This window comes from Tenacibaculum sp. SSH1-16 (genome assembly GCF_040104435.1).
Classification (GTDB): domain Bacteria; phylum Bacteroidota; class Bacteroidia; order Flavobacteriales; family Flavobacteriaceae; genus Polaribacter; species Polaribacter mesophilus.
In genome coordinates, this window is the sequence record NZ_JBECOV010000012.1 from 82005 (window position 1) to 107391 (window position 25387).

General features: G+C 30.8%; 27 protein-coding genes. 12 read left to right on the top strand and 15 right to left on the bottom strand.

The genetic code is table 11. The features are described 5' to 3' along the window. The first annotated feature begins 45 nt into the window (after positions 1-45). Positions 46-1470 (top strand): L-serine ammonia-lyase, encoded by a 1425-nt coding sequence (locus ABMY20_RS13415; RefSeq protein WP_349265545.1) that lies wholly within the window; start codon positions 46-48, stop codon positions 1468-1470. Positions 1471-1473: 3 nt separating this feature from the next. Here ABMY20_RS13415 and ABMY20_RS13420 read toward each other — a convergent pair whose 3' ends face one another. The 3 genes from ABMY20_RS13420 to ABMY20_RS13430 form a co-directional block, all read right to left on the bottom strand. Beyond that, positions 1474-2112: an ElyC/SanA/YdcF family protein gene (locus tag ABMY20_RS13420; RefSeq protein ID WP_349265546.1), complete on the bottom strand. Its 639-nt coding sequence runs from the start codon at positions 2110-2112 to the stop codon at positions 1474-1476. Further along, positions 2113-2871 (bottom strand): peroxide stress protein YaaA, encoded by a 759-nt coding sequence (gene yaaA, locus ABMY20_RS13425; RefSeq protein WP_349265547.1) that lies wholly within the window; start codon positions 2869-2871, stop codon positions 2113-2115. Positions 2872-2964: 93 nt separating this feature from the next. Further along, positions 2965-3747 (bottom strand): MBL fold metallo-hydrolase, encoded by a 783-nt coding sequence (locus ABMY20_RS13430; protein WP_073183804.1) that lies wholly within the window; start codon positions 3745-3747, stop codon positions 2965-2967. Positions 3748-3822: 75 nt separating this feature from the next. Between ABMY20_RS13430 and ABMY20_RS13435 the strand changes: the two genes are divergently transcribed. From ABMY20_RS13435 to ABMY20_RS13450, 4 genes are all read left to right on the top strand, one after another. Then, positions 3823-5265 carry a hypothetical protein gene (locus tag ABMY20_RS13435; protein ID WP_047789131.1) on the top strand — a complete coding sequence of 481 codons (1443 nt, stop codon included), beginning with the start codon at positions 3823-3825 and terminating at the stop codon, positions 5263-5265. A 66-nt stretch (positions 5266-5331) separates the two neighbouring features. Further along, the gene (locus ABMY20_RS13440) at positions 5332-5877 is read left to right on the top strand and encodes an RNA polymerase sigma factor (protein WP_281979933.1); all 546 of its coding nucleotides are present in this window, start codon (positions 5332-5334) and stop codon (positions 5875-5877) included. A gap of 35 nt (positions 5878-5912) precedes the next feature. Continuing rightward, positions 5913-6449, top strand: a complete 537-nt coding sequence (locus ABMY20_RS13445; protein ID WP_159491517.1) for a hypothetical protein — start codon at positions 5913-5915, stop codon at positions 6447-6449. Continuing rightward, positions 6449-6907 (top strand): hypothetical protein, encoded by a 459-nt coding sequence (locus ABMY20_RS13450; protein ID WP_047789134.1) that lies wholly within the window; start codon positions 6449-6451, stop codon positions 6905-6907. The genes ABMY20_RS13445 and ABMY20_RS13450 overlap by 1 nt, the downstream gene beginning before the upstream one ends. 33 nt (positions 6908-6940) lie before the next feature. On the opposite strand, the gene ABMY20_RS13455 is transcribed toward ABMY20_RS13450, so the two are convergent. The 5 genes from ABMY20_RS13455 to kdsB form a co-directional block, all read right to left on the bottom strand. Then, the gene (locus ABMY20_RS13455) at positions 6941-7138 is read right to left on the bottom strand and encodes a hypothetical protein (protein WP_047789135.1); all 198 of its coding nucleotides are present in this window, start codon (positions 7136-7138) and stop codon (positions 6941-6943) included. A 135-nt stretch (positions 7139-7273) separates the two neighbouring features. Continuing rightward, positions 7274-7540: a hypothetical protein gene (locus ABMY20_RS13460; RefSeq protein ID WP_047789136.1), complete on the bottom strand. Its 267-nt coding sequence runs from the start codon at positions 7538-7540 to the stop codon at positions 7274-7276. A 22-nt stretch (positions 7541-7562) separates the two neighbouring features. After that, positions 7563-8189 (bottom strand): chloramphenicol acetyltransferase, encoded by a 627-nt coding sequence (locus tag ABMY20_RS13465; protein ID WP_349265548.1) that lies wholly within the window; start codon positions 8187-8189, stop codon positions 7563-7565. Continuing rightward, positions 8190-8876 carry an HAD family hydrolase gene (locus tag ABMY20_RS13470; protein WP_047789138.1) on the bottom strand — a complete coding sequence of 229 codons (687 nt, stop codon included), beginning with the start codon at positions 8874-8876 and terminating at the stop codon, positions 8190-8192. It abuts the gene before it with no gap. Beyond that, positions 8869-9603, bottom strand: a complete 735-nt coding sequence (gene kdsB, locus ABMY20_RS13475; protein ID WP_047789139.1) for a 3-deoxy-manno-octulosonate cytidylyltransferase — start codon at positions 9601-9603, stop codon at positions 8869-8871. The genes ABMY20_RS13470 and kdsB overlap by 8 nt, the downstream gene beginning before the upstream one ends. Positions 9604-10092: 489 nt before the next feature. Here kdsB and ABMY20_RS13480 point away from each other — a divergent pair, with 489 nt between their 5' ends. Further along, positions 10093-10446 carry a hypothetical protein gene (locus ABMY20_RS13480; protein ID WP_159614749.1) on the top strand — a complete coding sequence of 118 codons (354 nt, stop codon included), beginning with the start codon at positions 10093-10095 and terminating at the stop codon, positions 10444-10446. Positions 10447-10537: 91 nt separating this feature from the next. On the opposite strand, the gene ABMY20_RS13485 is transcribed toward ABMY20_RS13480, so the two are convergent. The 3 genes from ABMY20_RS13485 to idi are packed head-to-tail and all read right to left on the bottom strand — an operon-like array spanning position 10538 to position 12450. After that, a complete protein-coding gene (locus ABMY20_RS13485) occupies positions 10538-11509 on the bottom strand; it encodes a type I phosphomannose isomerase catalytic subunit (RefSeq protein WP_159491521.1) in 972 nt (323 codons plus the stop codon). A gap of 3 nt (positions 11510-11512) precedes the next feature. Next, positions 11513-11926, bottom strand: coding sequence for a 6-carboxytetrahydropterin synthase (locus ABMY20_RS13490; protein ID WP_349265549.1), 414 nt, complete (start codon positions 11924-11926; stop codon positions 11513-11515). Between the two features lie 2 nt (positions 11927-11928). Further along, positions 11929-12450, bottom strand: a complete 522-nt coding sequence (idi, locus tag ABMY20_RS13495) for an isopentenyl-diphosphate Delta-isomerase (RefSeq protein WP_047789143.1) — start codon at positions 12448-12450, stop codon at positions 11929-11931. Between the two features lie 108 nt (positions 12451-12558). Between idi and ABMY20_RS13500 the strand changes: the two genes are divergently transcribed. The 6 genes from ABMY20_RS13500 to ABMY20_RS13525 all read left to right on the top strand — a co-directional run bounded on the left by ABMY20_RS13500 (position 12559) and on the right by ABMY20_RS13525 (position 19599). Further along, on the top strand, positions 12559-14145 hold the full coding sequence (locus ABMY20_RS13500) for a peptide chain release factor 3 (protein ID WP_349265550.1): 1587 nt from the start codon (positions 12559-12561) through the stop codon (positions 14143-14145). Then, positions 14135-15688 carry a hypothetical protein gene (locus ABMY20_RS13505; RefSeq protein ID WP_349265551.1) on the top strand — a complete coding sequence of 518 codons (1554 nt, stop codon included), beginning with the start codon at positions 14135-14137 and terminating at the stop codon, positions 15686-15688. The genes ABMY20_RS13500 and ABMY20_RS13505 overlap by 11 nt, the downstream gene beginning before the upstream one ends. A gap of 110 nt (positions 15689-15798) precedes the next feature. Beyond that, a complete protein-coding gene (locus ABMY20_RS13510; protein WP_253679935.1) occupies positions 15799-16728 on the top strand; it encodes a peptidylprolyl isomerase in 930 nt (309 codons plus the stop codon). A gap of 198 nt (positions 16729-16926) precedes the next feature. Then, positions 16927-17595 carry an energy transducer TonB gene (locus tag ABMY20_RS13515; RefSeq protein WP_159614739.1) on the top strand — a complete coding sequence of 223 codons (669 nt, stop codon included), beginning with the start codon at positions 16927-16929 and terminating at the stop codon, positions 17593-17595. A gap of 74 nt (positions 17596-17669) precedes the next feature. Next, positions 17670-18332: an energy transducer TonB gene (locus tag ABMY20_RS13520; RefSeq protein ID WP_047789146.1), complete on the top strand. Its 663-nt coding sequence runs from the start codon at positions 17670-17672 to the stop codon at positions 18330-18332. A 142-nt stretch (positions 18333-18474) separates the two neighbouring features. Next, complete coding sequence (locus tag ABMY20_RS13525) at positions 18475-19599, top strand: energy transducer TonB (protein ID WP_053056675.1); 1125 nt, start codon at positions 18475-18477, stop codon at positions 19597-19599. 376 nt (positions 19600-19975) lie between these two features. Here ABMY20_RS13525 and ABMY20_RS13530 read toward each other — a convergent pair whose 3' ends face one another. The 4 genes from ABMY20_RS13530 to ABMY20_RS13545 all read right to left on the bottom strand — a co-directional run. After that, positions 19976-20845, bottom strand: a complete 870-nt coding sequence (locus tag ABMY20_RS13530) for an OmpA family protein (RefSeq protein WP_047789147.1) — start codon at positions 20843-20845, stop codon at positions 19976-19978. 81 nt (positions 20846-20926) lie between these two features. Then, a complete protein-coding gene (locus tag ABMY20_RS13535; protein ID WP_349265552.1) occupies positions 20927-23083 on the bottom strand; it encodes an OmpA family protein in 2157 nt (718 codons plus the stop codon). Between the two features lie 10 nt (positions 23084-23093). Next, entirely contained in the window at positions 23094-24038 is a 945-nt protein-coding gene (locus ABMY20_RS13540; protein WP_349265553.1) for a type IX secretion system membrane protein PorP/SprF, read from the bottom strand. A 22-nt stretch (positions 24039-24060) separates the two neighbouring features. Continuing rightward, positions 24061-25387: gliding motility-associated C-terminal domain-containing protein (locus ABMY20_RS13545; protein WP_349265554.1), on the bottom strand; the 1327-nt coding region annotated here is incomplete at its 5' end.

Genomic DNA, 25387 nt, shown 5'->3' on the forward strand with positions numbered 1-25387 from the left:
ATACAGGATTTTTTTATTTTAGCCGCCAACAAACAACTTATATTTATGTCGCAATTTATTAGTGTTTTTGACATGCTTAAAATTGGGGTGGGACCTTCTAGTTCTCATACTCTAGGCCCTTGGAGAGCGGCTCAACAATGGATTCAAAAATTAAAAGATACAAATGAATTTCTTTTAATTGAAGAAATAAAAGTGGACTTATATGGTTCTCTTTCATTAACAGGCAAAGGGCACGCAACAGATTTAGCTGTTTTATTAGGTTTAAGTGGAGCTGATCCTGAATATATTCCAATTGAAACAATTGATGTTATTATCAATGATATTAAAACTAAAGAACTTTTATTTTTTAATAATGAAAGAAATATTGCTTTTGCCAACGGCTCAGTAACATTCAATAAAGAGTTTTTACCTTTTCATGCTAATGGAATGACTTTTAGAGGATATGCTAACGGTGTAGAAATTTCTACAGAAACATACTATTCTATTGGTGGAGGGTTCATTGTACAAGAAGACGATAATCTTGCTGAAGATATTGAGATAAATAAGCAAAACTTTCCGTTCCCTATCAACAGAGCTACTGAGCTTGAAGCCTATTGCGAAAAGGAAGGGTTAAATATTTCTGACATTGTTTACCAAAATGAACTTGTAATTAATTCTGCTGAAGACATCGACAAAGAATTGCATCGCATATGGAACACTATGTTAGAATGTATGTACATAGGTTGTCACACTCAAGGAATTTTACCTGGCGGATTAAATGTAAAACGACGTGCATTTGAAACACACCAAAGACTTATTAAAGAAGCTGAATATACGAACCAACAAGAATGGATTACTGCTATTAGAAGTACAGAAGTAAAATTCCGTGAAATTTTAAAATGGGTAAGCTGCTTAGCTTTATCTGTTAACGAAGTGAATGCTTCTTTGGGTAGAGTTGTTACTGCTCCAACCAACGGAAGTGCTGGAGTTATTCCTGCTGTAATAATGTATTATTTAGTAATAGAAAACCACGATGCTACTTTTGAACATGTTAAAAAATTCTTGCTAGTTGCTGGAGAAATAGGAAGTATTTTTAAGAAAAATGCAACAATTTCTGCTGCTATGGGTGGTTGTCAAGCTGAAATTGGTGTATCCTCTGCCATGGCCGCTGCTGCATTAACAGAATTGTTAGGCGGAACTCCGTCACAATGCTTAGTTGCTGCTGAAATTGCCATGGAACATCATTTAGGACTTACTTGTGATCCTATTGGCGGATTGGTACAAGTACCTTGTATTGAACGTAACGCTATGGGGGCAATTAAAGCTATTAATGCTGCTGAATTAGCCTTAGAGACCAATCCAAAAGAATCTAAAGTTCCTTTAGACAAAGTAGTAGATACTATGTGGGAAACGGCTAAAGACATGAATAGAAACTACAAAGAGACTTCAGAAGGTGGTTTAGCTGTTACTGTTCGTTTAGCTGATTGTTAAGAGTTATTTTATTTCAACAGGTTCTCCTAAAAACTTGGGATTAACATTTAAGAGAATATCTACAAATACTTTTACCCTTGCTAAATATTCTCTTAATTGAACTTTCATAGCTTTTTTTCCTGAAACTCCTCTGGCGTTATACCCTATTGCTTCAATATCAAAATGGTTTGCCAAATACAATGCTCTTTCATTATGAAATTGTTGAGATATTATTGTTACTGAGGTTTGACCAAAAATCTCTTTAACCCTTACCATCGAATCTAAGGTTCTAAAACCAGCATAATCTAAATAAATTTTACTCTCAAGAATTCCTGCTTCAATCAAATCATTTTTAAAGTCTGTTGGTTCATCATATCCTTGGGAGCCATTATCGCCACTTACTAAAATAAAATCAATTTTTTCAGCTTTGTATAACTCCACAGCAGCATTCAAACGAAATTGATAATACAGATTTATTCTCCCATCAGACAAATACTTTACCGTACCTAATAACAGCCCTACTTTATTTTTAGATATATTTTCTGTAGAATTAAATAATTTTCCTTCTGCGTTATTAATTATTACTTTGTTTGAAACATAAATAGAAGTAACAACTAGTAAACAACCTAAAAGAAAAATAATAGCAACTTTTTTTCGTTTCATCTATCTTGTAAATACTAATTCAGTTTCGGTAGACATTTCTTCAGAAAAACCATATCCCTCAACATCAAAACCTTTTAAATCTTCTAAAGTTTCCACATTATTATCTATAATATAACGTACCATTAATCCACGTGCTTTTTTAGCAAACGTCATAATAGTTTTATACTCTCCATTTTTAAAATCTTTAAAAACAGGAGTTATCATAGGTACTTTTAATGCTTTTTTAGGAAGCGCCTTAAAATATTCTGTACTTGCTAAATTAATTAACAACTCTCCATCTCCTAATTCTTCATTTAGCGACTCAGCCAATGTAGTATCCCAAAACTTATATAAGTTTTCTCTTCTACCTACTTTTAACTTAGTTCCCATTTCTAAACGATAAGGTTGAATTAAATCCAACGGTTTTAACAAACCGTATAACCCTGATAAAATTCTTAATTTCTCTTGTAAAATAGGAATCTTATCTTCTGATATAGAACTGGCATCAATACCTCTATACACTTCACCTGTAAATGCAAATACTGCTTGTTTTGCATTATCTAAAGAAAAAGGAGGTTGCCAATCTTGATTTCTATCATAATTTAAACTTGCTAAATCATCAGAAATCTTCATTAACTCGCTTAATTTTTTTCTTGACAATGTTCTTAACTTCTTATTCAGTTTTTCAGATTGCTCTAAAAACCTAGGTTGCGTATATACATCAGTAGTAGCTTTGCTTTCAAAGTCTAACGATTTTGCTGGTGATATTATAATTTTCATGCTATAAAATTTAAAGTAAAAATAAGAAGCTATTTTAAAATCATCAATTACTTCAGGTAATTTAAATTGATTGTAGTATTAATTTTTTTAATACTAAACTTGTAATCCGTCATAAGCTAAAAACACATTCTCTGGTAATTCTTTTTCAACCTCATCATGTAATCCCAAAAGCTCACTAATATGTGTTAAATATGCTTTTTTAGGTTTAATTTCCTCTATAAAACTTAACGATTCTTCTAAGTTAAAATGTGTTTTATGAGGTTCTCTTCGTAAACCTGTCACAATCAAAACATCAAGGTTTTTTAGTTTTTCTTTCTCTCCTTCTGAAATAGTTTTAATATCGGTTATATATGCTACGTTATTAAAACGATATCCGAGAATCGGTAAATTACCGTGCATTACTTCAATTGGAGTAACCTCTACTCCCTCTAACTCAAAACTTTCTTTATGTGAAATAATCGTTGGAGCTACACTTGGTGCACTTGGGTATCGATTTTCTGTTGCAAATATATAATCATATCGCTTTTGTAAAACTCCTAGCACTCTTTTTGTTAAATATATAGGTACTGGTCCTATTTGAAAGCAGTACGGACGAATTTCATCTAAACCAGCTATATGATCTGCATGTTCATGGGTAAATAAAATCCCTTTAATCGAAGCCACCTCTTCACGCATCATTTGCTGACGAAAATCTGGACCACAATCAATCACATAGTTAATATCACCCCATGAAACTAACACCGAAGATCGTAATCTTTTGTCTTTCGGATTTTTAGATAATGCCACAGGATGTTTACTGGTAATCATTGGAACTCCAGTAGAAGTTCCCGTTCCTAAAAAAGTTATTTTTACTTGATTTTTTTTCTTCATTTTCATCACAAAAATACAACAAAAATTGTCTGTTCGTTTGTAATTTCAGTACATTTGTACTACGTAACAAAAAATAACAAAATGGCAATTACGTTAAAAGGAGATCAAAAAATAAACACTGTACCAACTACCAAAATGAAAGCGTTAAAGATTAACTTAAACGCACACATATATGGAACTTTTGCAGAGATTGGAGCTGGTCAAGAAACTGTTCGTAATTTTTTTAGGGCTGGTGGGGCCTCTGGTACAATAGCGAAAGCTATGAGTGCTTATGATAAAGACTTCTCTGATGCCATTTATGGAATTGAAAAAGACAATCGTTATGTTACAGAGCCTCGATTAAAAAAGATGCTAAAGCACGAAATGGATTTAATTGAAGAGCGACTTGATCGTCAAAAGCATCCTGATAAATTGTTCTTTAGCTATGCTAATACAGTGGCAACTATTAACTTTACTAAAAAGTTTAAAGGTCATGGATGGGTTGGAATTCGTTTTCAATTAGATCCACTAGAAGATTATAACGAAATTGTTTTACACCTACGTTTTAAAGAAACAGATGCACGTCAACAACAAGAAACATTAGGCGTTTTAGGTGTAAACTTAATTTATGGTGCTTATTATTTAAATGATAATCCGAAAGATTTATTAAAATCTTTTTACGATAATATTGACAAAGATCGTTTAGAAATTGATATGATTAATTTCTCTGGACCTCGTTTTATGTATGTTGACAACCGTTTAATGAGCTTACAACTTGTTAAAAACGGAATGACAAATGCTGTAATGTTTGGTCCTGATGGAAACAACTTATTGCCTGCACAAGTACTTTATAAAAAAAATATATTAGCCCTTAGAGGAAGTTATAGACCTGTAACAAAGGTTAATATGGACATGTTTGAAAGTGCTAAGCAATTGTTTTTTGACGAGAATAAGGTAGACCCTAAAAAAACTAAAATTATTTTTGAAATTACGTTAAGTAATCTTCGTGCTGAAGGAGAAATTAATGAACGTGACTTTTTAGACAGAGCAGAACTATTATGCTCTCTTGGTTTGAATGTTATGATCACCAACTACCAAGAGTACTTTAAGCTTGTAGAGTATTTTAGTGAATATACTAAGGAACGTATGGGGCTTGCAATGGGGGTTTATAATCTTATTCAAATTTTTAACGAGAAATATTACCGTGATTTAAGTGGAGGTATTTTAGAAGCATTTGGAAAACTTTTTTACAGAGATTTAAAAGTTTATATGTATCCTTATAAAAATGAAGAAACTGGTGAATATATTACTAGTGAAAACCTTAAAGTGCACCCTAGAATGAAAGAACTTTATAAGTTCTTCAAAAATAACGGTAGATTAATTGATATTAAAGACTTTAATCCCGATATTTTACATATTTTCTCTAGAAAAGTTTTAAAAATGATTAAAAACGGAGAAGATGGATGGGAAGAAATGCTTCCTAAAGGAGTTTCTGAAACTATCAAAGAAAAACGTTTATTTGGTTGCACAAAAAGAATTAAATAGTATTTTTTTATTACTCTTTTTAAACCTTTAACTATCTTTATAGTCTAACAGCTAAATAGTTTTTAGTTGATTGACGAAATTACACTTATAGATCAATTGCAGCAGCCTACCACAAAACAGGTTGCTTTTAAAAACCTAGTATCGCAATATAAAGAGCGATTGTATTGGCATATACGAAAGATTGTAATTTCTCATGAAGATGCTGACGATGTTTTACAAAACACCTTTATAAAGGTTTACAAAAATATTAATCAATTTAAAAGAGATAGCAAACTATTTTCTTGGATGTACCGAATAGCAACCAATGAAGCTATTACCTTCATCAATAAAAAAGCTAAAGAGAAAAATATTCATATTTCTGATTATCAACTACAAATTACTTCCACTCTAGATAGCGATTATTGGTTTTCAGGTGATGAAATTCAACTTATTTTACAAAAAGCAATTGCTACATTACCTCAAAAACAACAATTAGTTTTTAATATGAAGTATTTCGATGAAATGAAATATGAGGAAATCTCTGAAATTCTTAACACATCTATTGGAGCTTTAAAAGCTTCTTATCACATAGCAACAAAAAAAATAGAACATTTTATAAAGAACTATGATTAAACCTTTTACTATAAGAATAGTCTTACTAAAGTATAATGAATAAAAAAAATAAACATACTATAAATTTCTCAAGCCTAAAAGCTGGTAAGAATTGTGGTTTTTCAATTCCTCAAAACTACTTTGAAGAAATTGAAGAAAAAATTAATACTTCCATTTTTATAGATAGTTTACCAAAAAAGAAAACGTTCAATACTCCTGATGATTATTTTGACACAATCGAAACTCAAATTCTATCAAAATTAGTTACAGAAGAAACTACAGAAACGAAAGTAATTTCATTACGTAAAAGAATTTTACAGTACATCCCTTTAGCTGCTGCAGCTTCAGTTTTACTTTTCATCGGTTTTAATTATTTTAATACTCAAAAAATTACTTTCGAAGATATAACTATTACCGATATTGAATCTTGGTATGAAAATGGATACGGTGATATTGACAATAATGAGCTTGCAGCAACATTAAACACGTCTGAACTAGATGAAGATATATTAGCCTCTATTAGTGATGAAACACTAGAAGACTACTTAAATTCTGTTGATACAACAACACTCATAAATGAAATAGAACAATAATGAAAAAAAAATTATTTATATTATTCGTAATTTTCACTTCCTTTTTTTCTGTTCAAGCGCAAACAAGAAAAGGAAATTATGAAAAGGTTAAAGCTTTTAAGGTTGCTTTTCTTTCTGAAAAGTTAAACTTAACAGAAGAAGAAGCCAATAAGTTTTGGCCACTATATAATGTATATGACAAAAAAATGATTGAACTTCATAAAGCAGAACGCTACAGTATTAAAAAGAAAATACTTAGTTGTGGAGGAATTGATAGCTTAACTGATAAAGAATCAAAAGAAATTGTTAATAAAATTAAGTCCGTTTCAAAAGAACAATATGAAACTAAAACTAATTTTTATGATAAACTTTCTACCTTTTTATCAGATAAAAAAATCCTCACCTTGGAGGTGGCTGAACATGAATTTCACCGAAAGCTCATAAAAAAGCTAAAGGGTGAAAAAAAGAAACATCGATAAGTAAAAAAAGGAAGCTTTAAAAGCTTCCTTTTTTTACTTATCGACTAAGGCTAAACAAACATATAAATCTGGTTTATTAGCCGTAAATTGTTTTAGCCAAATAGTTAGTTCATCTATTTCATAAGGTAGTAATCTACCTAAAGCTTTTTCAAGCTCTTTACAAAATAAATCAGCGTTAAAACTAACCTTTTGAAGCACAGTTTTCGTGTACTCATACATAGCTCTTGCCATTTTTATTGGGGTTATCTGTTATTAAATACTGAACGTAATTTACAAATTTTTATTCCAAGTAGAGTGTTAAAGTTTATCCAAAAAAAATGCGAGACTTATTCAAGTCTCGCATTTTTAGTCGTATAATTTATAATACTATAAACTATTCACTTTTTCTATTAAAGCATTTGCTCTAGTCTCTAACTCTGTATTAATTGATTTATAGTGAGCTTTCTTATTTTCAACGTTTTTTGCGTTAACTTTAGCTACTAAATCATCAAAAGTTACAATAACCTCATCTACAATAGCATCTGCCTTTGCTTTATCTGCTTCAGGGTTTAACTCTTTTGTTATTTGACAAATACTAATAATGTCTCCTAACGTATAGTTAATATCTTTCTTTAAATTTTTTATGCTTGCCATAATTATAAATTTTGATGCAAAATTAATCGATTTTATTCAATTCTTCTTGAAATTTCTCAAAAAACTGCCCTACATGATATCCATCTACCAAAGCATGATTTACATTAACAGCCACAGGCATTAACATTTTTTTATTTTGCTCCTTTATTTTACCAAAAGCTAATTGAGGCACGCTATCATTTTTATTTCCTGAAAAAGGTTCTTTATGCCCTGTAAAGCTTACCCAAGGAATGGCCGAACAATGTATACATCCTAAAGAGTACTTAGACGGAAACAAATCATTAGAATTTAAAATCCGTTCTTTTTCCTTTTGAAAATTAAGTTGGAATTCTTCAAAGTTTTCAGAATAAGCTATATATGAAAACCCAAAAGTGTTATCAGGTCTTGCAATAGTTGCTGAAGCGTTGATTACTTCGTAAACAGCTATTTTATCACCTTCTAATCTATATTTTAAATTCTCAACTGCATTTATAGCTTTCATGCAAGCATGTAAGTATCGGACAAAAAAGGACTGATTCTTTTCTTTTGCTAATTGATAGATTATAGACACATCTACATCTGCAACTAATCCAAAAGTTGGATCTTCTAAAGTTCTAAAATGTTTAAAAAGCTCTTTCCTATTCCAACTTTCAATATCTAGGTATTTCATTTATAAAAATTTTAATACATCTGTAATACTAGATACTGTTTTGTAAGCATCTGATTTTTGCTCTTCTTTAACCTCTTCGTGTGCCCATGTTGTATGAAACGGAACATGAATCGCTGTTGCTCCTATTTCAATTAACGGTAACACATCTGATTTTAATGAGTTTCCTATCATTAAAAACTCTGAAGGATTAATATCTAAGCGTTTTACTAATTTTTTATAATCAGTTTTTTTCTTCTCACTCATCACTTCAGTATGATGAAAATATTTTAAAATTCCTGATTTTGCCAACTTACGTTCTTGATCTAACAAATCTCCTTTGGTTGCTACAATTAACTTATATTTTCCATGTAATTCTTGCAACACCTCTTCTACCCCATCTAGGAGTTCTATTGGTTTTTCTAACATATCTTTTCCTATTTCAAGAATTTCTTCCATTTTTTTAGGACTAATTTTATAGTTAGAAATTTCTAGCGCACATTCAACCATTGACAGCATAAAACCTTTTACTCCGTACCCGTATATTTTAAGATTTTCTATTTCTTTTTTAAATAACTCTTGATGGATTTTATTCTCTGTTTCATAATCGGACAATAATCGAGCAAAATCATCTTCAGCATCACGAAAGTAAGTCTCGTTTACCCAAAGTGTATCATCTGCATCAAAAGATATTATTTTAATATTATTCATTTTCTAGTTGTTTTATAGCTTTCTCTAAATCTTCAGGAGTATCAATACCAATACTCTCCACTGAAGTTTCTATCATCTTTATTTTTTTTCCTACTTCTAAATAACGAATACATTCAATTTTTTCAGCAGCCTCTATTGGTGTCATAGGGGTATGATAAAAATCAATTAACGCTTCTTTTCTGAACGCATAAACTCCTTTGTGCTTATAATAGTTTACAGGAACTTCTTTATCTCGATGATATGGAATTATACTTCTTGAAAAATAAATAGCAAAATCATTTGTATCAGTAATTACCTTAACGTTATTTGGATTTTGAATATCTTCTTTATTCGTCATTTTTACTTTTAGTGATGCTAAATCTATTTCTTTTTGAATATCAGATTTAAAAACACTAATTAGTTTTGATAACGAAACTGTATCAATAAAGGGTTCATCTCCTTGTACGTTTACCACAATATCTACATCTAAATTTTCAACTGCTTCTGCTATTCTATCAGAACCACATTCATGTTCCTTTTTACTCATTAAAACCTTACCTCCTACTTTTTCTATAGAGTTATAAATTACTTCGGAATCGGTTACCACATATACCTCATCAAAAAGATTTGCTTTTACAGCTGCTTCATAGGTTCTTACAATTACAGGTTTTCCTCCTAAATCTTTCATCAATTTCCCTGGAAAACGTGATGCACTATAACGTGCAGGTATCATTGCTATTATCTTCATAAATAATCATAAGTGTTTACGTATCAAAGATACATATTTAAACTGCCATCATAAAAACTGATAATACTCACTTTTATAAAACTTTAACATTAAATACTTTTTAGTTTTGTTCAATTATTAAAAACTTTTACTACTTTTGAGTCATTATGAAGACGCTTTTAGGTACATACACGTTTATTTTTAACACAATCAATTCGATTATGTGTACTGCCCGCATGCATAAACAATATGTATATGTAACTAAAAGCACCCAAAGAAACAGATTTAAACATCGATTTTAAACAATCAATTTTAATATAAATTTAACCAAAGGTGCTTTTTTAAAAAAGCACCTTTTTTATTTACTAATATTTTAAATTTTAAACATTATGAACACTTTTAAGTATCGAAACTCAATTAGAAAACATGTAGCCTCAACTGTAATGTACTCAGTACAAAATCCATTTTACAGAGATCCGGAATTACTAATACTTAATCCTTAAAATTATCATGAAAACATTAAATATCACATCAAACAGTCAGCCAAATCAATTTATAGTTAACAAAAAGCAGGTTAGCAAAAACAAAGTGTTAAAAACTTCAGTTTTATACGATAAAATTGAATCTAGCGCGAATACTTCTTTAGGCTTTTATCCAGACTCTTCTAATTTTAGTTTTAACAGTATCGAGTTTGATCTGTTAGGCAACGCATACCTTAATGATAAACTTGTTATCAAAAACAATATTAAAAAATTGAGTGATACTGAGATTATTTTCAATATAACAGTATCTAAAAAAGAAGAAAAGAAACAAAATATTATATGTACAGCTACTTTTGGCTATACAATTAAAAAAGCGTCTTAATTATTCCTAAAAATTGATTTTACAATCAATTAAGCAATCGTTAAGTTAGTTTGGTTTGTTTATAAGCTTAGGAGATTTTTTTCTCTTAAGCTTATTTTATATACGTTTCTAATAGTTCTGAAGGATTTTCTGATAAAATTTCCACTTTATCAATACATGCTGGTACCAAGATTGTTTCTCCTTTTCTTACAACTTCTTGTTGACTTTCATAAAAGAATGTTACCTCCCCTTCTACGCACATATAAATTACGAAGCAATCTTTTTTAGATAAATCTATTTCTTTTTTTCCCTCCACTGGTAATATATTTGTTGTAAAATAAGGGCATGAAACAACTTTATTCGCTATATTTTTTTGTTTCTTATAAGTTGTTTTATAGGAACTTTTAGCTGAGAAATCAATAGCTTCTAATGCTTTTTCAGTATGGAGTTCTCGGTAATTACCGTCTATATCTTTTCTATCCCAATCGTAAATACGGTAAGTTATGTCTGAGGTTTGTTGAATTTCAGCAATCAGTAAACCAGCACCAATAGCGTGTACTCTTCCTGGTGGCACAAAATAAACATCTCCTTTGGACACTTTATCTACATTTAAAATACTTAAGAGCGTCTTGTTATTTAGGTGATATACGTATTCTTCTTTATTAGAGTTTTCTTTAAAACCTATAATAATATTAGCTTCATTATCGGCTTGCATTACATACCACATCTCTGTCTTCCCAAAAGACTCTTGAAGTTCTGCTAATTTATCATCAGGATGTACTTGAATACTTAAAACCTCTTTTGCATCAATAAATTTTATTAATAATGGAAACTGCTCTCCAAAAGTTTCATATACATATTCACCTACTAAATCGTGCTTATACTCTTTTAAAAGACTTCTTAATGTTCTTCCTTTAAGGTTACCATTACTAACAACCGATTCATCTCCATCAACATCTGAAATTTCCCAACTCTCTCCAATATTGGATCCGTCTGAGTTTTTATGAAGTAGTAGGTTTAGTTTTTTTCCTCCCCAAACCTTTTGCTTTAAAATTGGAGTAAATCTTAGTAATTGGTTTATCATAAATTATGTACCTCTATAAGTTACGTAGTTTCTTGAAGTTTCATATAATGTAATTGCTAAGTCTAATTTTTCTGGAATACTTACACGTAACTTATTATAAATTACTACTGATATATTTTCTACTGTAGGATTAACATTCTTAAACTCCTCTACTTCAATATTTAAGTTTTTATGATCTAAAGTGTCTTCTACTTTCAGCTTAATTAAATCTTTCAGCTTACCTAAATCATATACATAACCTGTTTCTTGGTCTATTTCACCAGTTAATGAAACAATTAGTTCATAATTATGACCATGGTAATTAGGGTTGCTACACTTACCAAAAACTTCGTAATTTTTCTCATCAGACCATTTAGGATTAAATAACCTATGTGCTGCATTAAAATGTGCTTTTCTATGAACTGTTACTTTAGGCATAATTAAATATACTTAGATATTTTATCGTACGATTCTTTAAAAATTATTTTAAACCAAGCTGTATACTTTTCTGGATGATTTTCTATATCATTTTTCACCTCCTCTAAAGGCATCCATTTATATGACGCCACTTCTTCAGGGTTTACAATAGGTTCGTCGTTAAATGTACCAATCATTACATGATCGTATTCATGCTCTGTTAGGCCATTATCAAATGGAGCTTTATAAATAAAAGAGAATACTTCTTCTAACTCACATGAAAATCCCATTTCTTCCTGTAATCTACGTTTCCCAGCTTCAATGTTCGATTCTCCATCTCTTTGGTGTGAACAACAAGTATTTGTCCATAACAAAGGGGAGTGATATTTTTCAGCAGCACGTTGTTGTAACATCAATTCATTTTTATCATTAAAAACAAATACCGAAAATGCCCTGTGTAGTAAAGCTTTTTCATGTGCTTCAATTTTTTCCATTAATCCTATCGGATTATCTTGCTGATCAACTAAAATTACTTGTTCTTTCATCTAGAAAATTTACGAAAAGCAAACTTACAAAATTGCGACCAGTTCAACAATTAAAACCTTTTGAACAGTTCGCTTTAAAATGTATCTTTGCAACCTTAAAATTTATAGATGAGTTTTTTAGAAGAAATACAGAAGAGACGTACATTCGGAATTATATCACACCCAGATGCAGGTAAAACCACCTTAACTGAAAAATTATTACTTTTTGGTGGAGCGATTCAAGAAGCTGGTGCGGTTAAAAATAATAAAATTAAAAAAGGAGCTACTTCTGATTTTATGGAGATTGAGCGCCAACGTGGTATCTCTGTTGCTACCTCTGTATTAGCTTTTATTTATAAAGACAAAAAAATCAATATTCTTGATACCCCTGGTCACAAAGATTTTGCTGAGGACACCTTTAGAACCTTAACTGCGGTAGATAGTGTTATTGTAGTTATTGATGTCGCAAAAGGGGTTGAGGAACAAACCGAAAAATTAGTAGAGGTTTGTCGTATGCGTAAAATCCCAATGATTGTTTTTATCAATAAATTAGACCGTGAAGGTAAAGATGCTTTTGATTTATTAGATGAAGTTGAGCAAAAACTAGGTTTAAAAGTAACTCCGTTAAGCTTCCCTATCGGAATGGGATATGACTTTAAAGGAATTTATAATATTTGGGAAAAGAAATTAAATATCTTTTCCGGAGACAACAAACAAACTATTTCTGAAGGTGTTGAATTTGATGATATAGATAACCCTGAGCTAGATAAAATTGTAGGAGAAAATTCTGCAAATACACTTCGTGAAGAATTGGAGTTAGTAAATGAAGTATATCCAGACTTTGACCAAGAAGCTTATGTTAATGGAGATTTACAGCCTGTTTTCTTTGGTTCTGCTTTAAATAATTTTGGAGTAAAAGAGTTATTAGATTGCTTTATTGATATTGCTCCAAATCCACAGCCAAAAAAAGCTGAGGAACGTTTGGTTGATTCTAAAGAAGAAAAATTGACAGGGTTTGTTTTTAAGATTCATGCAAACATGGATCCTAAACATCGTGATCGTTTAGCTTTTGTAAAGATTGTATCAGGAACTTTTAAAAGAAACACACCCTACTTACATGTTCGTAACGGTAAAAAAGTAAAATTTTCTAGTCCGAATGCCTTTTTTGCTGAGAAAAAAGAAATTGTTGAAGAATCTTTCCCAGGTGACATTGTTGGTTTACACGATACTGGAAACTTTAAAATTGGAGATACATTAACAGAAGGAGAACAATTAAATTTTAAAGGAATTCCTAGTTTCTCTCCAGAACATTTCCGTTATGTAAATAATGCTGACCCAATGAAGGCTAAACAACTTTATAAAGGTTTAGACCAGTTAATGGATGAAGGAGTTGCTCAGTTATTTACCTTAGATATGAACGGACGCAAAATTGTAGGAACTGTAGGAGCACTTCAATACGAAGTAATTCAATACCGTTTAGAGCATGAATATGGAGCTAAATGTTCGTATGAAAATATTGCTGTACATAAAGCTTGTTGGGTAGAACCTGAAGATCCTAAAAATGAAGAATTCAAAGAATTTAAGCGCGTAAAACAACGTTATTTAGCTAAAGACAAACAAGGTCAGCTAGTATTTTTAGCCGACTCTCCATTTACAATTCAGATGACACAAAGTAAATATCCTACGGTAAAATTACATTTCACTAGTGAGTTCTAAAAAAAACTATATCGCCTCTTTTTTATTCTCTTTTGTCTCTTTTCTAGCATACGGTCAAGAGAATTTGTCTAATTTACAAGGAAAAGAGTTACACAATAAAGTTCGTTTGAATTTTATTCCTGTTGAGATGCCTACTGATAAATTTCCAAACTTAAAACCAACAATGGGACTAACTGGTTTGCACTATCAAATCCCTATTAATAACTGGTTATACGGAGGTGCTGGATTTCATTTTGCAGTAACAGGAGACCAAGGAGGATTATTTACCTTAGGTGCTGAATTAGGAATAAATAAACAACTATACAAAAACTTATATATTGATGCTAACTTCCATTTTGGCGGCGGTGGCGGATATCGTTACTTGGTAAACGATGGCGGTTTTATCAATCCGAATATCGGATTACAGTACAAAAAGAACGATTACTCATTCGGAATACAATACAGTCATGTTAACTTTTTATCAGGAGAAATTAAAAGTAATTCCGTTTCTTTCTTTGTAGAAATACCTAGTATTTTACGTTTTACTGATTATGACAAAGCGCATCAAAAATTTGTTGCAAAAAACCTTTCGCCTGATAGTTTTTGGAGTAAACCAGTGGTTAAAAATGCACAACAAATTCGTTTTGATTTCTTTAAACCTATTGGTAATTCGAAAAAAGATAATGGGGATGACCTAAATGAATTACTATATGTACTTGGATTTGAGTATCAGAAATATTTGAACGAAAATACTTTTCTATTTGCTCACACCGATGCAATTTACAAGGGGCTACGTGCTGGCTTTATGGATTTATTTATTGGTGCGGGGTATCATCCATATCAATCAAAATACATTAATATCTTCGGAAAATTAGGTATTGGTGCTGCTGGTGGTCGTGTAGCTCCTGAAGGTGGGTTAATGATCTACCCTTCTGCAGGAATTGACTTAAAACTATTTAAAAACATTGCCATTAGTGGCCATGGTGGATATTATCGTGCCATTGCAGGTGATTTAGAAGCCTATACTTTCGGGTTTGGTTTAAAATACTTCGGATTAAACGGCGGAACATCTTCCGAAGAGAACAGTACTTATCTTACAAGAGGGTTACGTTTTGAAGTTCAAAATCAAAGTTATTTTGATGTTGCTAAAACAGATGATATTTACGACGCTACTGAAATTGACTTACAATTAATTGGCTTTAAAGTTAACTATGATTTAAATCATTCATTATATATTGCTGGAGAAGCTGGTTTTGCATATGACGGTCGTTCAGGTGGTTATGCTCACGGATTAGTCGGTGGTGGTATATATAGTCCATATTTTTTTAACAACAAAATGCGTGGATTTATAGAAGTTATGGCAGGTGCTGGTGGAGGTGCTGGTGTAGATACTGACGAAGGAATCATTATTCGTCCTACTCTTGGATTGAGTTATGATATCGTAAATCAGGTTTCTATAATTGCATCTGGAGGTAGATATTACTCTCCTTTTGGAAATGTTAACTCTAACAATATTAACATAGGTTTAAGCTTTAACCTTTCAACTTTATCTGTAAAAAATTAACTTTGTCATTGCTAAGAAAAACAATGATTTAGCTATTTTAATAAAAAGATTCTTTTTTCCCTTAAATTTTGGACACTAGAATCACACATATATAAATAAACTAGAGAAAAATGGATAACGGAATTTATGCAAAGTTCACCACTCCAAAAGGTGAAATTTTAGTAAACTTAGAATACGAAAAAACTCCTGGAACTGTAGGTAACTTTGTTGCTTTAGCAGAAGGAAATTTAGAAAACTCAGCGAAACCACAAGGAACTCCTTATTATAACGGATTAAAATTCCACCGTGTAATTGCTGATTTTATGATTCAAGGAGGATGTCCTCAAGGAACAGGAACAGGAAACCCTGGTTATAAATTTGATGACGAAATTCACCCTGAATTAAAACACGATGCTCCAGGAAAATTATCTATGGCAAATGCAGGTCCTGGAACCAATGGTTCTCAATTTTTTATTACACATGTTGCTACTCCTTGGTTAGACGGTAAACACACTGTTTTTGGTAGTGTTGTTGAAGGACAAGACGTTGTTGATACAATTGCTCAAGACGATACTATGGATGTAGAAATTATTCGTGTTGGTAGTGATGCTGAAGCTTTTAATGCTGTAGAAGCTTTTAGAACTTTTGAAGGAGCTCGTGAAAAACGTGAAGCTGAAGCAAAGGCTAAACAAAAAGAGTTATTAGATCAAGTAGCAGCTGGATATGATGAAACTCCAAGCGGTTTACGTTATAAAATCTTACAAAGCGGAGATGGAAAACAAGCTACTAAAGGAGCTATGGTTTCTGTACACTATAAAGGTCAGTTATTAGATGGAACTGTATTTGATTCATCATATAAGCGCAAACAACCTATCGATTTTGCTATTGGTGTTGGTCAGGTAATTCCTGGTTGGGATGAAGGTATTCAGTTGTTAAAAGTGGGCGACAAAGCTCGTTTAGTAATTCCATCTGACTTAGCATATGGTGCACAAGGTGCTGGTGGTGTAATTCCTCCGAACGCTACTTTAATTTTTGATGTTGAGTTAATGAATGTAAAGTAATAGCTTACAATTTATTATACAAGTAAGTAAAGCCTTCATAAATTTATGAAGGCTTTTTTATTATCTCATTTCACTTAATATTTACTTAATATTCATAACATTAAAGAACATATTACTTAATAGATATATCATAATTACTTAAGAACAAAAGAGTAAAAAAGAATGATTTTTACGTCATCAAACAAGCTCTTAAGCCTTATGAAAACAACTTTCCTTTTTTTAACATTTTTTCTTTTCATCTCAATTACACTCGAAGCTCAAGAAGTATGTACTACGCCTGAAGATAATACTATTGATTTAAATATTATTAGTATGGATAAATGTGAAATTGGTAAAGAAAATCAAATTCCTAGAAAAAAAACAACTCAAACACTAACTGCTAGAAACAGAATAAAAAAAGTAAGAAAGATTACTCAAAAAAATCAATCAAGCTTAAATGCTTCTTCAAAAGTTTCTATTATTACTACAAACAATGACTTATCAATACAAAATTCTTTAAAATCTCAAACTAAAGAAATTTTATTTTCTGTTGTTGAGCAAGTTCCTTTATTTCCTAAGTGTAAAAATAGTTCTAACGAAAATGCAAAAAAATGTTTTAAAGACAATATGCAAAAACATTTTTCTAAAAATTATTATCCTGAAGTCTTTTCAGAAGAAGGTATACGTGGCAGAATTTTGATTCAATTCACAATAGATATATATGGATTACCAAAAAACATTCAAGTAGTAAGCTCTAAACCAAGTGATATTATTACCAACGAAATCAACCGAATTATTAACAAGTTACCTCAGTTAGAATCAGGTAAGGAAAAAGGAATTCCTGTTGATGTTACATACTCTTTTCCTATAAATTTAATCTTAAATTAATATAAAACATTTATCTAGATTTTCAGATAATTTTATTTTCGTGCTCCTTAAAAATTCCTCTTTAACACACACAAATGAAACATATCTTTACCTTTTTTTTATTTTCAATATCATTTTCTTATGCTCAAGAAAAATGTGAAACCCCAAATGAAAATATCCAAGATTTAAATACCATTAGTATTACTAAGTGCTCTATAGAAGATGTAAAAGAAGCTCTAGAAACTGAAAAAACTAAAGAAATTTCGACAAGAAAAAGACATCGTAAACTTAGAAAAACAAATACTATTTCAGCAAAATCAAATAAAGTAGAAGAAATAAAAAGTAAAAATTCTCTTGTAGAAAAACTAAACTTAAAAGAAGATATTTTAACTTCTTTAGATAAAATTCCTTTTCATCTAGTTGAACAAATTCCTTTGTTTAATGAGTGTAAAAAGACTCCAATTCTACAACAATCTAAGTGTTTTGAAAAAGAAATGATTAAACATATTGTTAGAAATTTTGATTATCCAAAAGAGGCCTTGCGAAAAAAAATTGAAGGTAAAATTTTAGTTCAATTTACTATTGATAAGCAAGGAAAAGTAATTGACATAAAAAAGAAAGGACCTAAAAACAGTGCACTTCTAAAAAAAGAAGCAGAAAGATTAATTTCACTGCTCCCTAAATTTATTCCTGGAAGTCATAAAGGTAGCTCGGTTAATGTAAAATATGCTTTACCTATAATTTTTAAAGTTCCATAACTTTATATTTTCTTTTTAAAGGAACTGAACTATGTTTTGGTCAAGATTATAAAATAATTTGCTATATTCTATTTTTTACTTATATTTACAGCGTTAGTTAACGTGTTAATAACTAAACCAAACACTTAAAAATAGAGCACACATGATTAAAAAATTCCCCTTAGTAGTAGCTGCTATGCTACTTTCTTTAGCGGCTGTAGGACAAGAAGTATGTACTACTCCAGATGAACAAATCGCTGATCCAAACAGTATCACAAAATGTGCAATTGAAGACACCGAGAGTGGTGCAAAAAAACAACTTTCTATTGAAGTCTCAACCAGAAGACGTGTTGTTCGTAAGAACAAAGAGGCTGTTTCTGCTATAGGTGGAGGTATTAATTCTTCACAAAAAGTAGCTGATATTAAAAAGAAGTCTTTGTTAATTGGTAAACTTGAGTTAGAAGATAATTCTTCAACTATTGAAAAAGTACCTTTTAATTTAGTTGAAGAAATTCCATTGTTTAGTAAGTGTAACAATGTTCCTTTAATAAAGCAAGCAAAGTGTTTTGAAACAAACATGACTAAACATATTATTAAAAATTTCAACTACCCTCAAGACGCCATTGAAGCTGGTATACAAGGAAGAGTTTTAGTTCAATTTACAATCAATGAGCAAGGAAATGTTGAAGATATCTTACTACGTGGGCCAAAAGGTGGAGAGTCTTTAGAAAAAGAAGCTGAAAGAATAATTAATAACCTTCCAAACTTTATTCCTGGTAAACATAATGGTAGGACTGTTAAAGTAAAGTACGGAGTTCCTATCACTTTCAAGGCTCCAGGAGCATCAAATAATTCTTCATCTAGTACAACAAGTAAAGTCGTAGCTAAAAAAAGTTCTAATGTAGTAAAAGAAAAAACTATTACTGATTTTGTAAAATTTGTAGAGGTACAAAGTATTCCTCAATTCAAAGCTTGTACAAAAGTTCCTGATATGCAAAAATTAACCTGTTTCAATGAAAGAATGGTTAGTCATATTCAAAGAAACTTTAACTACCCTGCAGCAGCTGCAGAACAAAATATTGAAGGTAGAGTATGGGTTCGCTTTATCATAGATAAAAAAGGAGAGGTAACTAACATAAAAATGAAAGGACCTAAAGATGGTCACTTATTAGAACAAGAAGCTAAGAGAATGGTTTCTAAGTTACCTAAATTCGTTCCTGGAGAACATAATGGAAAAACAGCTAATGTTGAGTACTACATTCCTGTTAACTTTAAACTTCATGAATAAGGTATAAAATAACTCTTAAAAGTGTTTAAAAAAGCTTCTAATTATATAATTAGAAGCTTTTTTTAGTTTTATTTCTTTTAAAATTTTTAAATTTACTAGAATACTTCTCCTCTTTTAATTTTTTATCTCACTATAACACCTATATACCTTTACTCATATTAAGGTAGAGTTTTCCTCTTTTAATCCTTTATTAGAAAATTACTTTATATACACCTTTTTTCTTTTACCTGTTTTAAAGCATAAATGAAGGTTTTCATACTTTCTCTGATTATCTAAACAATATCAAAATAGAACTTAAATTAGGTAAGTTATTAAAGTAATGAGCATAAAAAAAGCCAGCAATAATGCTGGCTTACTTTTTTGTCTTTTTTTCTTATTAAAGCTTAATGTTTTCTTCTGTTGCTAACAAACCAAAAAACTTATCTAAGTTTGGTAAAATTACAATTCTAGTTCTTCTATTTCTAGCTCTATTGCTAGCCGAGTTATTTTCAACAAGTGGCACAGAACTACCTCTACCAGAAGCTATTAATCTACTTGGATCAACGTTGTATTTTTTCTCTAAAAGCCTAACGATAGATGTTGCTCTTTTAACACTTAAATCCCAGTTATCTTGTACAACTGCATTACTAATAGGTCTTGAGTCTGTATGACCTTCTATCATAACATCCATGCTTGGTTCAGAGTTAATCACATCAGCTAATTTTTTTATTAATTTATGTGCATTTTTTTTAACTCTATAACTAGCTGTATTAAATAACATTTTGTCTGAAACAGAAATCATCACAACTGTTTGATCAATGTCAATATTTACATCTTCATCATTTTCTAACTCTGAAGTATTGATAGATTTTTTTAAGTTATGAGCAATAGCTACATTCATGGAGTCTTTTAACGTTTTAACATTAGCTAACTCAGCTGGATCAACATTTTTAAGCGTTTCTCTCATTTTTTCTTTTACAGAGTTTGAGATTACAGCTGATTTTCCAACCATATCTAGCTTAATGTTATTTTCTTCATGAAGTGTTTCGTTTACACTCTTTAATGAGTTAATTTTTTCATTGTAATCATCAACTCTCTTTTCTATTTTAGCAAACTTAGCTTCTAATTGCTCTTTTTCTAGAGTTGTCTTTTGTAAATTTCCTCTAGTATCATTATACTTTTGTTCAAGTTCTACATACTTCTTTTTTGATACACAAGACGACATTGTTAAAGCCAATACCGCTAAAGGAATAAATAATTTTTTCATAATTAATAATAAATGATAATAAGTTAATGTAACTCTATAACTTAATTTTCGATATATTATTATGTCAGTATAAATAAAATTTTATTTTTTATAGTTTAATTTTACGTTTTTGTTTAACTTTTGACAATCACTATCTTTTTCTTTAAAACATTTATTATCCTCTGGTCTTAAGCTTCTATCAGTTTTTTTAAAGTTTTTGCTTAAAAACTCTAAAAAATTACTTTTTCTTGTCGTAAATCTTCTATTGATCCTTTTCTTTTCTTGTTCCTGTCTTATTTCTATAGATTCACTCCCTTCTACTATATAAAAATATGAACGTCTGTTTAATTGATATTCTTCTTCAGTACACTTTTTTCCGTCTACACAATCATTTAAAGGGTTGTCTTCACCATAACCTATAGCGCTTTCAATTCTATTACTTGCAATTCCTCTTGATAATATGTAATCTCTCGTAGATTTTGCTCTTTTATCTGACAAAAACCTATTGTAATCTCTTCTACCTCGACTATCTGTATGTGACTCTATTTTTATCACTAACTCAGGATGATTAGTCATTACTGTTACAATATTTTCTAACTCATACTCTGCATCCTCCCTAATATCATACTTATCATAATCAAAATAAATAGGTTTTATAACTATTTGGTTTCCTATTATTAATGGTGTTAACTTTAAGTTTGCTATAATTTCTTTATTTCTCTTATTATTAGTTCGAACTATACTTCTATTTGATCTATGATCTAATTTAGTTGCTGTAACTGTATAGGTATTATTACATGGCACATCTTTGAAAGTATAGTTACCTGAACTATCAGAAATTGTTTCTGCTATAACTTCTTTTTCTTTATTAATTAGTTTTACTACAACCGCATCTACCGGAGTATTTGTTTTATTGTTTTCTATTACTCCTTTAACAATTTGTGTACAAACTGGTGAGTCCGTATAGATAAAGAAGCTATAAATATCATCATCTCCTTTTCCTTTTTCTCTATTTGACGAAAAGAAACCTCTTTTTCCATTTTCACTTATAAAAAATGAAAAGTCGTCTTTTTTACTATTGAATGGATACCCTAAGTTTTCAGGTGATAAAAATGTACCATCCTCTTTAATCTTTGCTTGAAAAATATCAAGCAGTCCTAAACCTAAATGCCCGTTAGATGAAAAATATAATACATTATCATTTCCTACATACGGAAAGACTTCTTTCTCTGATGTATTTATGTCACTTCCTAAATTTACTGGTTCTCCATACTCATCATTTCCTTTTATTTCTACTTTATAAATGTCAGACTGCCCATATCCTCCTGGCATATTAGAAACAAAGTATAATGTTTTTTCATCTGGACTTAAAGCTGGATGACCTGTTGAATATTCATCTTTATTAAATGGTAGCTCTTTAACGTTAACCCAATAACCATTAATATAACTGGCTTTATAAATTTTTAAATTAGATATGTTGTTCTTACTTCTCTTTACTTTCTTTCCTTCAGAATTATTTCTTGTAAAGTAAATGGTTTTTCCATCTTTTGTAAAAACAGGGGTCGACTCATGTAATTCAGAAGCTATTGGCTCTCCTAGCTTTTGAACGTTTCCTAAAACTAAGATAGTGTCTTGCTTACTACCTTCTAATGTTTGTATACTTTCTTCTGCCTTATAAATATTTAAAAATGGTTGATTATTCCACTTATATAATTTTTGTTTTTTTGAATCATTAGCTACAGATGATGAGAAATATGCTTTTCCATTCAATAAAAACCCTCCAAATTCTGAATAGGGTGTATTTATTGCTAAGTTCCTTACTCCTATTCTTTTCTCTTTATTAGTGTAGTCTAACAAATAGTTTTCTTTTTTAAGTTCCTTATTTAAACTACTTTTTTGAGCTTGAGTTAATCTTAAAAATATAGAATCTGATTTTTTATACTTTCCATTACTCCTCAAAGCTTGAGCATATTTAAACAAATGTTTTTCTTCTACTTTTTCATTAAAATTTGAAATAAGTTTTTGATACCATATTTCTGCTTCTTCTGTATTTGAATTATTATAGTAAGACTCAGCTAACCTAGTTAACACATGTTGAGAGCTATCTCCTTTAATTAATACTAAATCTTTATATAATTTGGCCGATTGGACATAAGAGAATTCTTCAAAATAACGATCTGCTACTTTTCTACTTTGGCTAAATCCAACTGCAGTAAGCATTAACAATATTGTTAATGTTAGTATCTTTTTTAATTTCATTTCTCTCTTTTTAAAAGAATCTCGGTGACCTATATCTAATATCCTTAAAGATTTCATACTGTAGCATAATTTCGTGTGTCCCAGAATTTGTTACATTATAGTTCGATGTTGTTAAATCATATGAATACCCTATAAGTAAAGAGTCTGTAGCTTGAAAACCTAAAAGTGCACTTACAGAATCATCCCATCTCCAAGAAGCTCCAACTCTAAACTTCTCATTAAATAGTAAATTAGCTGAAATATCTAATGATAGAGGTGCCCCTGAAACTCCTTTTAACAAAGCTGCTGGTTTAAACTTTAAGTCTTCATTTATATCGAAAACATATCCTGCGATTAAGAAAAAGTGCATTCTTTCTACTGCTACTTCTCCTGGAGTTTCAGCATCGTAATGTTCCATTCTTAAAATATTAGGTACCGATAATCCAATATACCATTGTGGTTGATGATAATAAATACCTGCTCCAACAGTTGGTAAGAATTTATTATTTACTGGAGCAAATGAAGGGTCATTTTGATCTGTTTGTGTTCCTTTTGACCAATCTATATTTAATAACCTTCCTCCTAAACGTAAACCAAAGGCTAAATTACCTTCTGCACCTGTTTGTATATTGTAAGACACATTAGCGTCTAAATATATTTCACTGGAAGGACCTATTTGGTCATTCATTAAGTTGACTCCTAATCCTAAACCAGAATATCCTAAAGGAGTATCGTATGATAAGTTTTGAGTATTAGGGGCTCCTTCAAAACCTACCCACTGCATTCTGCCTAATGCAGTAATTACTGTATGCCCTCTAGACCCTGCATAAGCAGGGTTTACATTCATTGTATTGTACATATACTGTGTGTACTGAGGATCTTGTTGTGCATGAATATTTGTGGTTATACAAATACTCATTGTACATATTATGATTAAACTTAAATATAATTTCATTTGATTAATACTTTTATTCATCAGTCTTTTTTATAAATCTAGATTATCTATTAATGTAAATCCAGCCTTTTTTAACTTTACTTCCATTTCCAAGATCTAAAATATAGAAGTATGTTCCAACTGGCAATTTATCGCCTACATTTATATTAGCTCTTCCTTCGGAAATTCCTCTAAACACAACACTGCTATTGTTATATCCTTCAGTTTTATATACTGTATTACCCCATCTATTAAAAATTTCAAGAGTATTATTTGGGAAATTTTCAATACAATCAATGTGTAAGTAACTGTTTGCTTCATCTCCATTAGGACTCATTAAGTTGTTTACTTTCACACAAGTGTCATCATTGATTGCATCCCCAAACCCATCAAAACCATCTATAATGTCAGGTATTCCATCTCCATCTGTATCTTCTCCATCTATCACTCCGTTACCTCCATCGTTTGGATCTGTAGGGCTAGAGTTATTATCTGGATTATTAGCATCTCCAAAACCATCTAAACCATCAACACTATCAGAAATTCCATCTCCGTCTGAATCATCTAAAGGGTTTTCCACTTGTCCATCTCCATCTTCATCTAAATTCCCTCCTTCCACAACATCATTTACTCCATCATTATCGCTATCTAAATCTTGATAGTTAGGAACACCATCTCCATCTGTATCTACTGGAGTATCATCTCCATTACCTCCCTCACCAAAATTATTTATATCTCCATCAACACTATCAGAAATTCCATCTTCATCAGAATCTGAACCTCCCATATCATTAGAATCTATAACTCCATTACCATTAGTATCGGAACTTTCATTTCCTCCCTCAATAACATCATTAATACCGTCATTATCACTATCTAAATCTTGATAATCTGGAGTACCGTCGCCATCCGTATCTGGCTCTTCATCATCATCTACAGAATCATCAGCTTGTCCATCTCCATTAGCATCTGTATACCCTGAATCGCCAGAGTCTATAACACCGTCTTCGTTGGTATCTAAATCTCCATTTCCTCCTTCTATTACATCATTAATACCATCATTATCAGAATCTAGATCTAATGAATCTGGAATTCCATCACCATCAGTATCTACTAAACCATCTCCCTCTTCAACATCTGGAATCCCATCATTATCATCATCTACATCTACAACATCTGATATGCCATCATTATCCGTGTCTTGTAAATAGTATTTATGAGTATTCAAAGCAGATCCTCTATTCCCATCACTATCAATTGAACTTACACTTGCTTCTACTGTCGTGTCTGTGTCAGCGGCTAAGTCTGACCCTGGTACATTGATGCTGTAGTTTCCACTGGCATCTACGGTACCGGTGTAGTTGTTTCCATTGATTACTAAGGTTACCGTG

What these genes read in the sequence shown, in the direction of transcription:
- ABMY20_RS13435 (WP_047789131.1), top strand. Translation starts at nt 3,823, where the DNA reads ATGGCAATTACGTTAAAAGGAGATCAAAAAATAAACACTGTACCAACT.
- ABMY20_RS13510 (WP_253679935.1), top strand. Translation starts at nt 15,799, where the DNA reads ATGGATAACGGAATTTATGCAAAGTTCACCACTCCAAAAGGTGAAATT.
- ABMY20_RS13500 (WP_349265550.1), top strand. Translation starts at nt 12,559, where the DNA reads ATGAGTTTTTTAGAAGAAATACAGAAGAGACGTACATTCGGAATTATA.
- ABMY20_RS13460 (WP_047789136.1), bottom strand. Translation starts at nt 7,540, where the DNA reads ATGGCAAGCATAAAAAATTTAAAGAAAGATATTAACTATACGTTAGGA.
- ABMY20_RS13515 (WP_159614739.1), top strand. Translation starts at nt 16,927, where the DNA reads ATGAAAACAACTTTCCTTTTTTTAACATTTTTTCTTTTCATCTCAATT.
- ABMY20_RS13415 (WP_349265545.1), top strand. Translation starts at nt 46, where the DNA reads ATGTCGCAATTTATTAGTGTTTTTGACATGCTTAAAATTGGGGTGGGA.
- ABMY20_RS13520 (WP_047789146.1), top strand. Translation starts at nt 17,670, where the DNA reads ATGAAACATATCTTTACCTTTTTTTTATTTTCAATATCATTTTCTTAT.
- ABMY20_RS13455 (WP_047789135.1), bottom strand. Translation starts at nt 7,138, where the DNA reads ATGGCAAGAGCTATGTATGAGTACACGAAAACTGTGCTTCAAAAGGTT.
- ABMY20_RS13470 (WP_047789138.1), bottom strand. Translation starts at nt 8,876, where the DNA reads ATGAATAATATTAAAATAATATCTTTTGATGCAGATGATACACTTTGG.
- ABMY20_RS13445 (WP_159491517.1), top strand. Translation starts at nt 5,913, where the DNA reads ATGAATAAAAAAAATAAACATACTATAAATTTCTCAAGCCTAAAAGCT.
- ABMY20_RS13540 (WP_349265553.1), bottom strand. Translation starts at nt 24,038, where the DNA reads ATGAATAAAAGTATTAATCAAATGAAATTATATTTAAGTTTAATCATA.
- ABMY20_RS13465 (WP_349265548.1), bottom strand. Translation starts at nt 8,189, where the DNA reads ATGAAATACCTAGATATTGAAAGTTGGAATAGGAAAGAGCTTTTTAAA.
- ABMY20_RS13420 (WP_349265546.1), bottom strand. Translation starts at nt 2,112, where the DNA reads ATGAAACGAAAAAAAGTTGCTATTATTTTTCTTTTAGGTTGTTTACTA.
- ABMY20_RS13480 (WP_159614749.1), top strand. Translation starts at nt 10,093, where the DNA reads ATGAAAACATTAAATATCACATCAAACAGTCAGCCAAATCAATTTATA.
- ABMY20_RS13450 (WP_047789134.1), top strand. Translation starts at nt 6,449, where the DNA reads ATGAAAAAAAAATTATTTATATTATTCGTAATTTTCACTTCCTTTTTT.
- ABMY20_RS13530 (WP_047789147.1), bottom strand. Translation starts at nt 20,845, where the DNA reads ATGAAAAAATTATTTATTCCTTTAGCGGTATTGGCTTTAACAATGTCG.
- ABMY20_RS13525 (WP_053056675.1), top strand. Translation starts at nt 18,475, where the DNA reads ATGATTAAAAAATTCCCCTTAGTAGTAGCTGCTATGCTACTTTCTTTA.
- ABMY20_RS13430 (WP_073183804.1), bottom strand. Translation starts at nt 3,747, where the DNA reads ATGAAAATGAAGAAAAAAAATCAAGTAAAAATAACTTTTTTAGGAACG.
- kdsB (WP_047789139.1), bottom strand. Translation starts at nt 9,603, where the DNA reads ATGAAGATAATAGCAATGATACCTGCACGTTATAGTGCATCACGTTTT.
- ABMY20_RS13485 (WP_159491521.1), bottom strand. Translation starts at nt 11,509, where the DNA reads ATGATAAACCAATTACTAAGATTTACTCCAATTTTAAAGCAAAAGGTT.
- ABMY20_RS13490 (WP_349265549.1), bottom strand. Translation starts at nt 11,926, where the DNA reads ATGCCTAAAGTAACAGTTCATAGAAAAGCACATTTTAATGCAGCACAT.
- ABMY20_RS13535 (WP_349265552.1), bottom strand. Translation starts at nt 23,083, where the DNA reads ATGAAATTAAAAAAGATACTAACATTAACAATATTGTTAATGCTTACT.
- yaaA (WP_349265547.1), bottom strand. Translation starts at nt 2,871, where the DNA reads ATGAAAATTATAATATCACCAGCAAAATCGTTAGACTTTGAAAGCAAA.
- idi (WP_047789143.1), bottom strand. Translation starts at nt 12,450, where the DNA reads ATGAAAGAACAAGTAATTTTAGTTGATCAGCAAGATAATCCGATAGGA.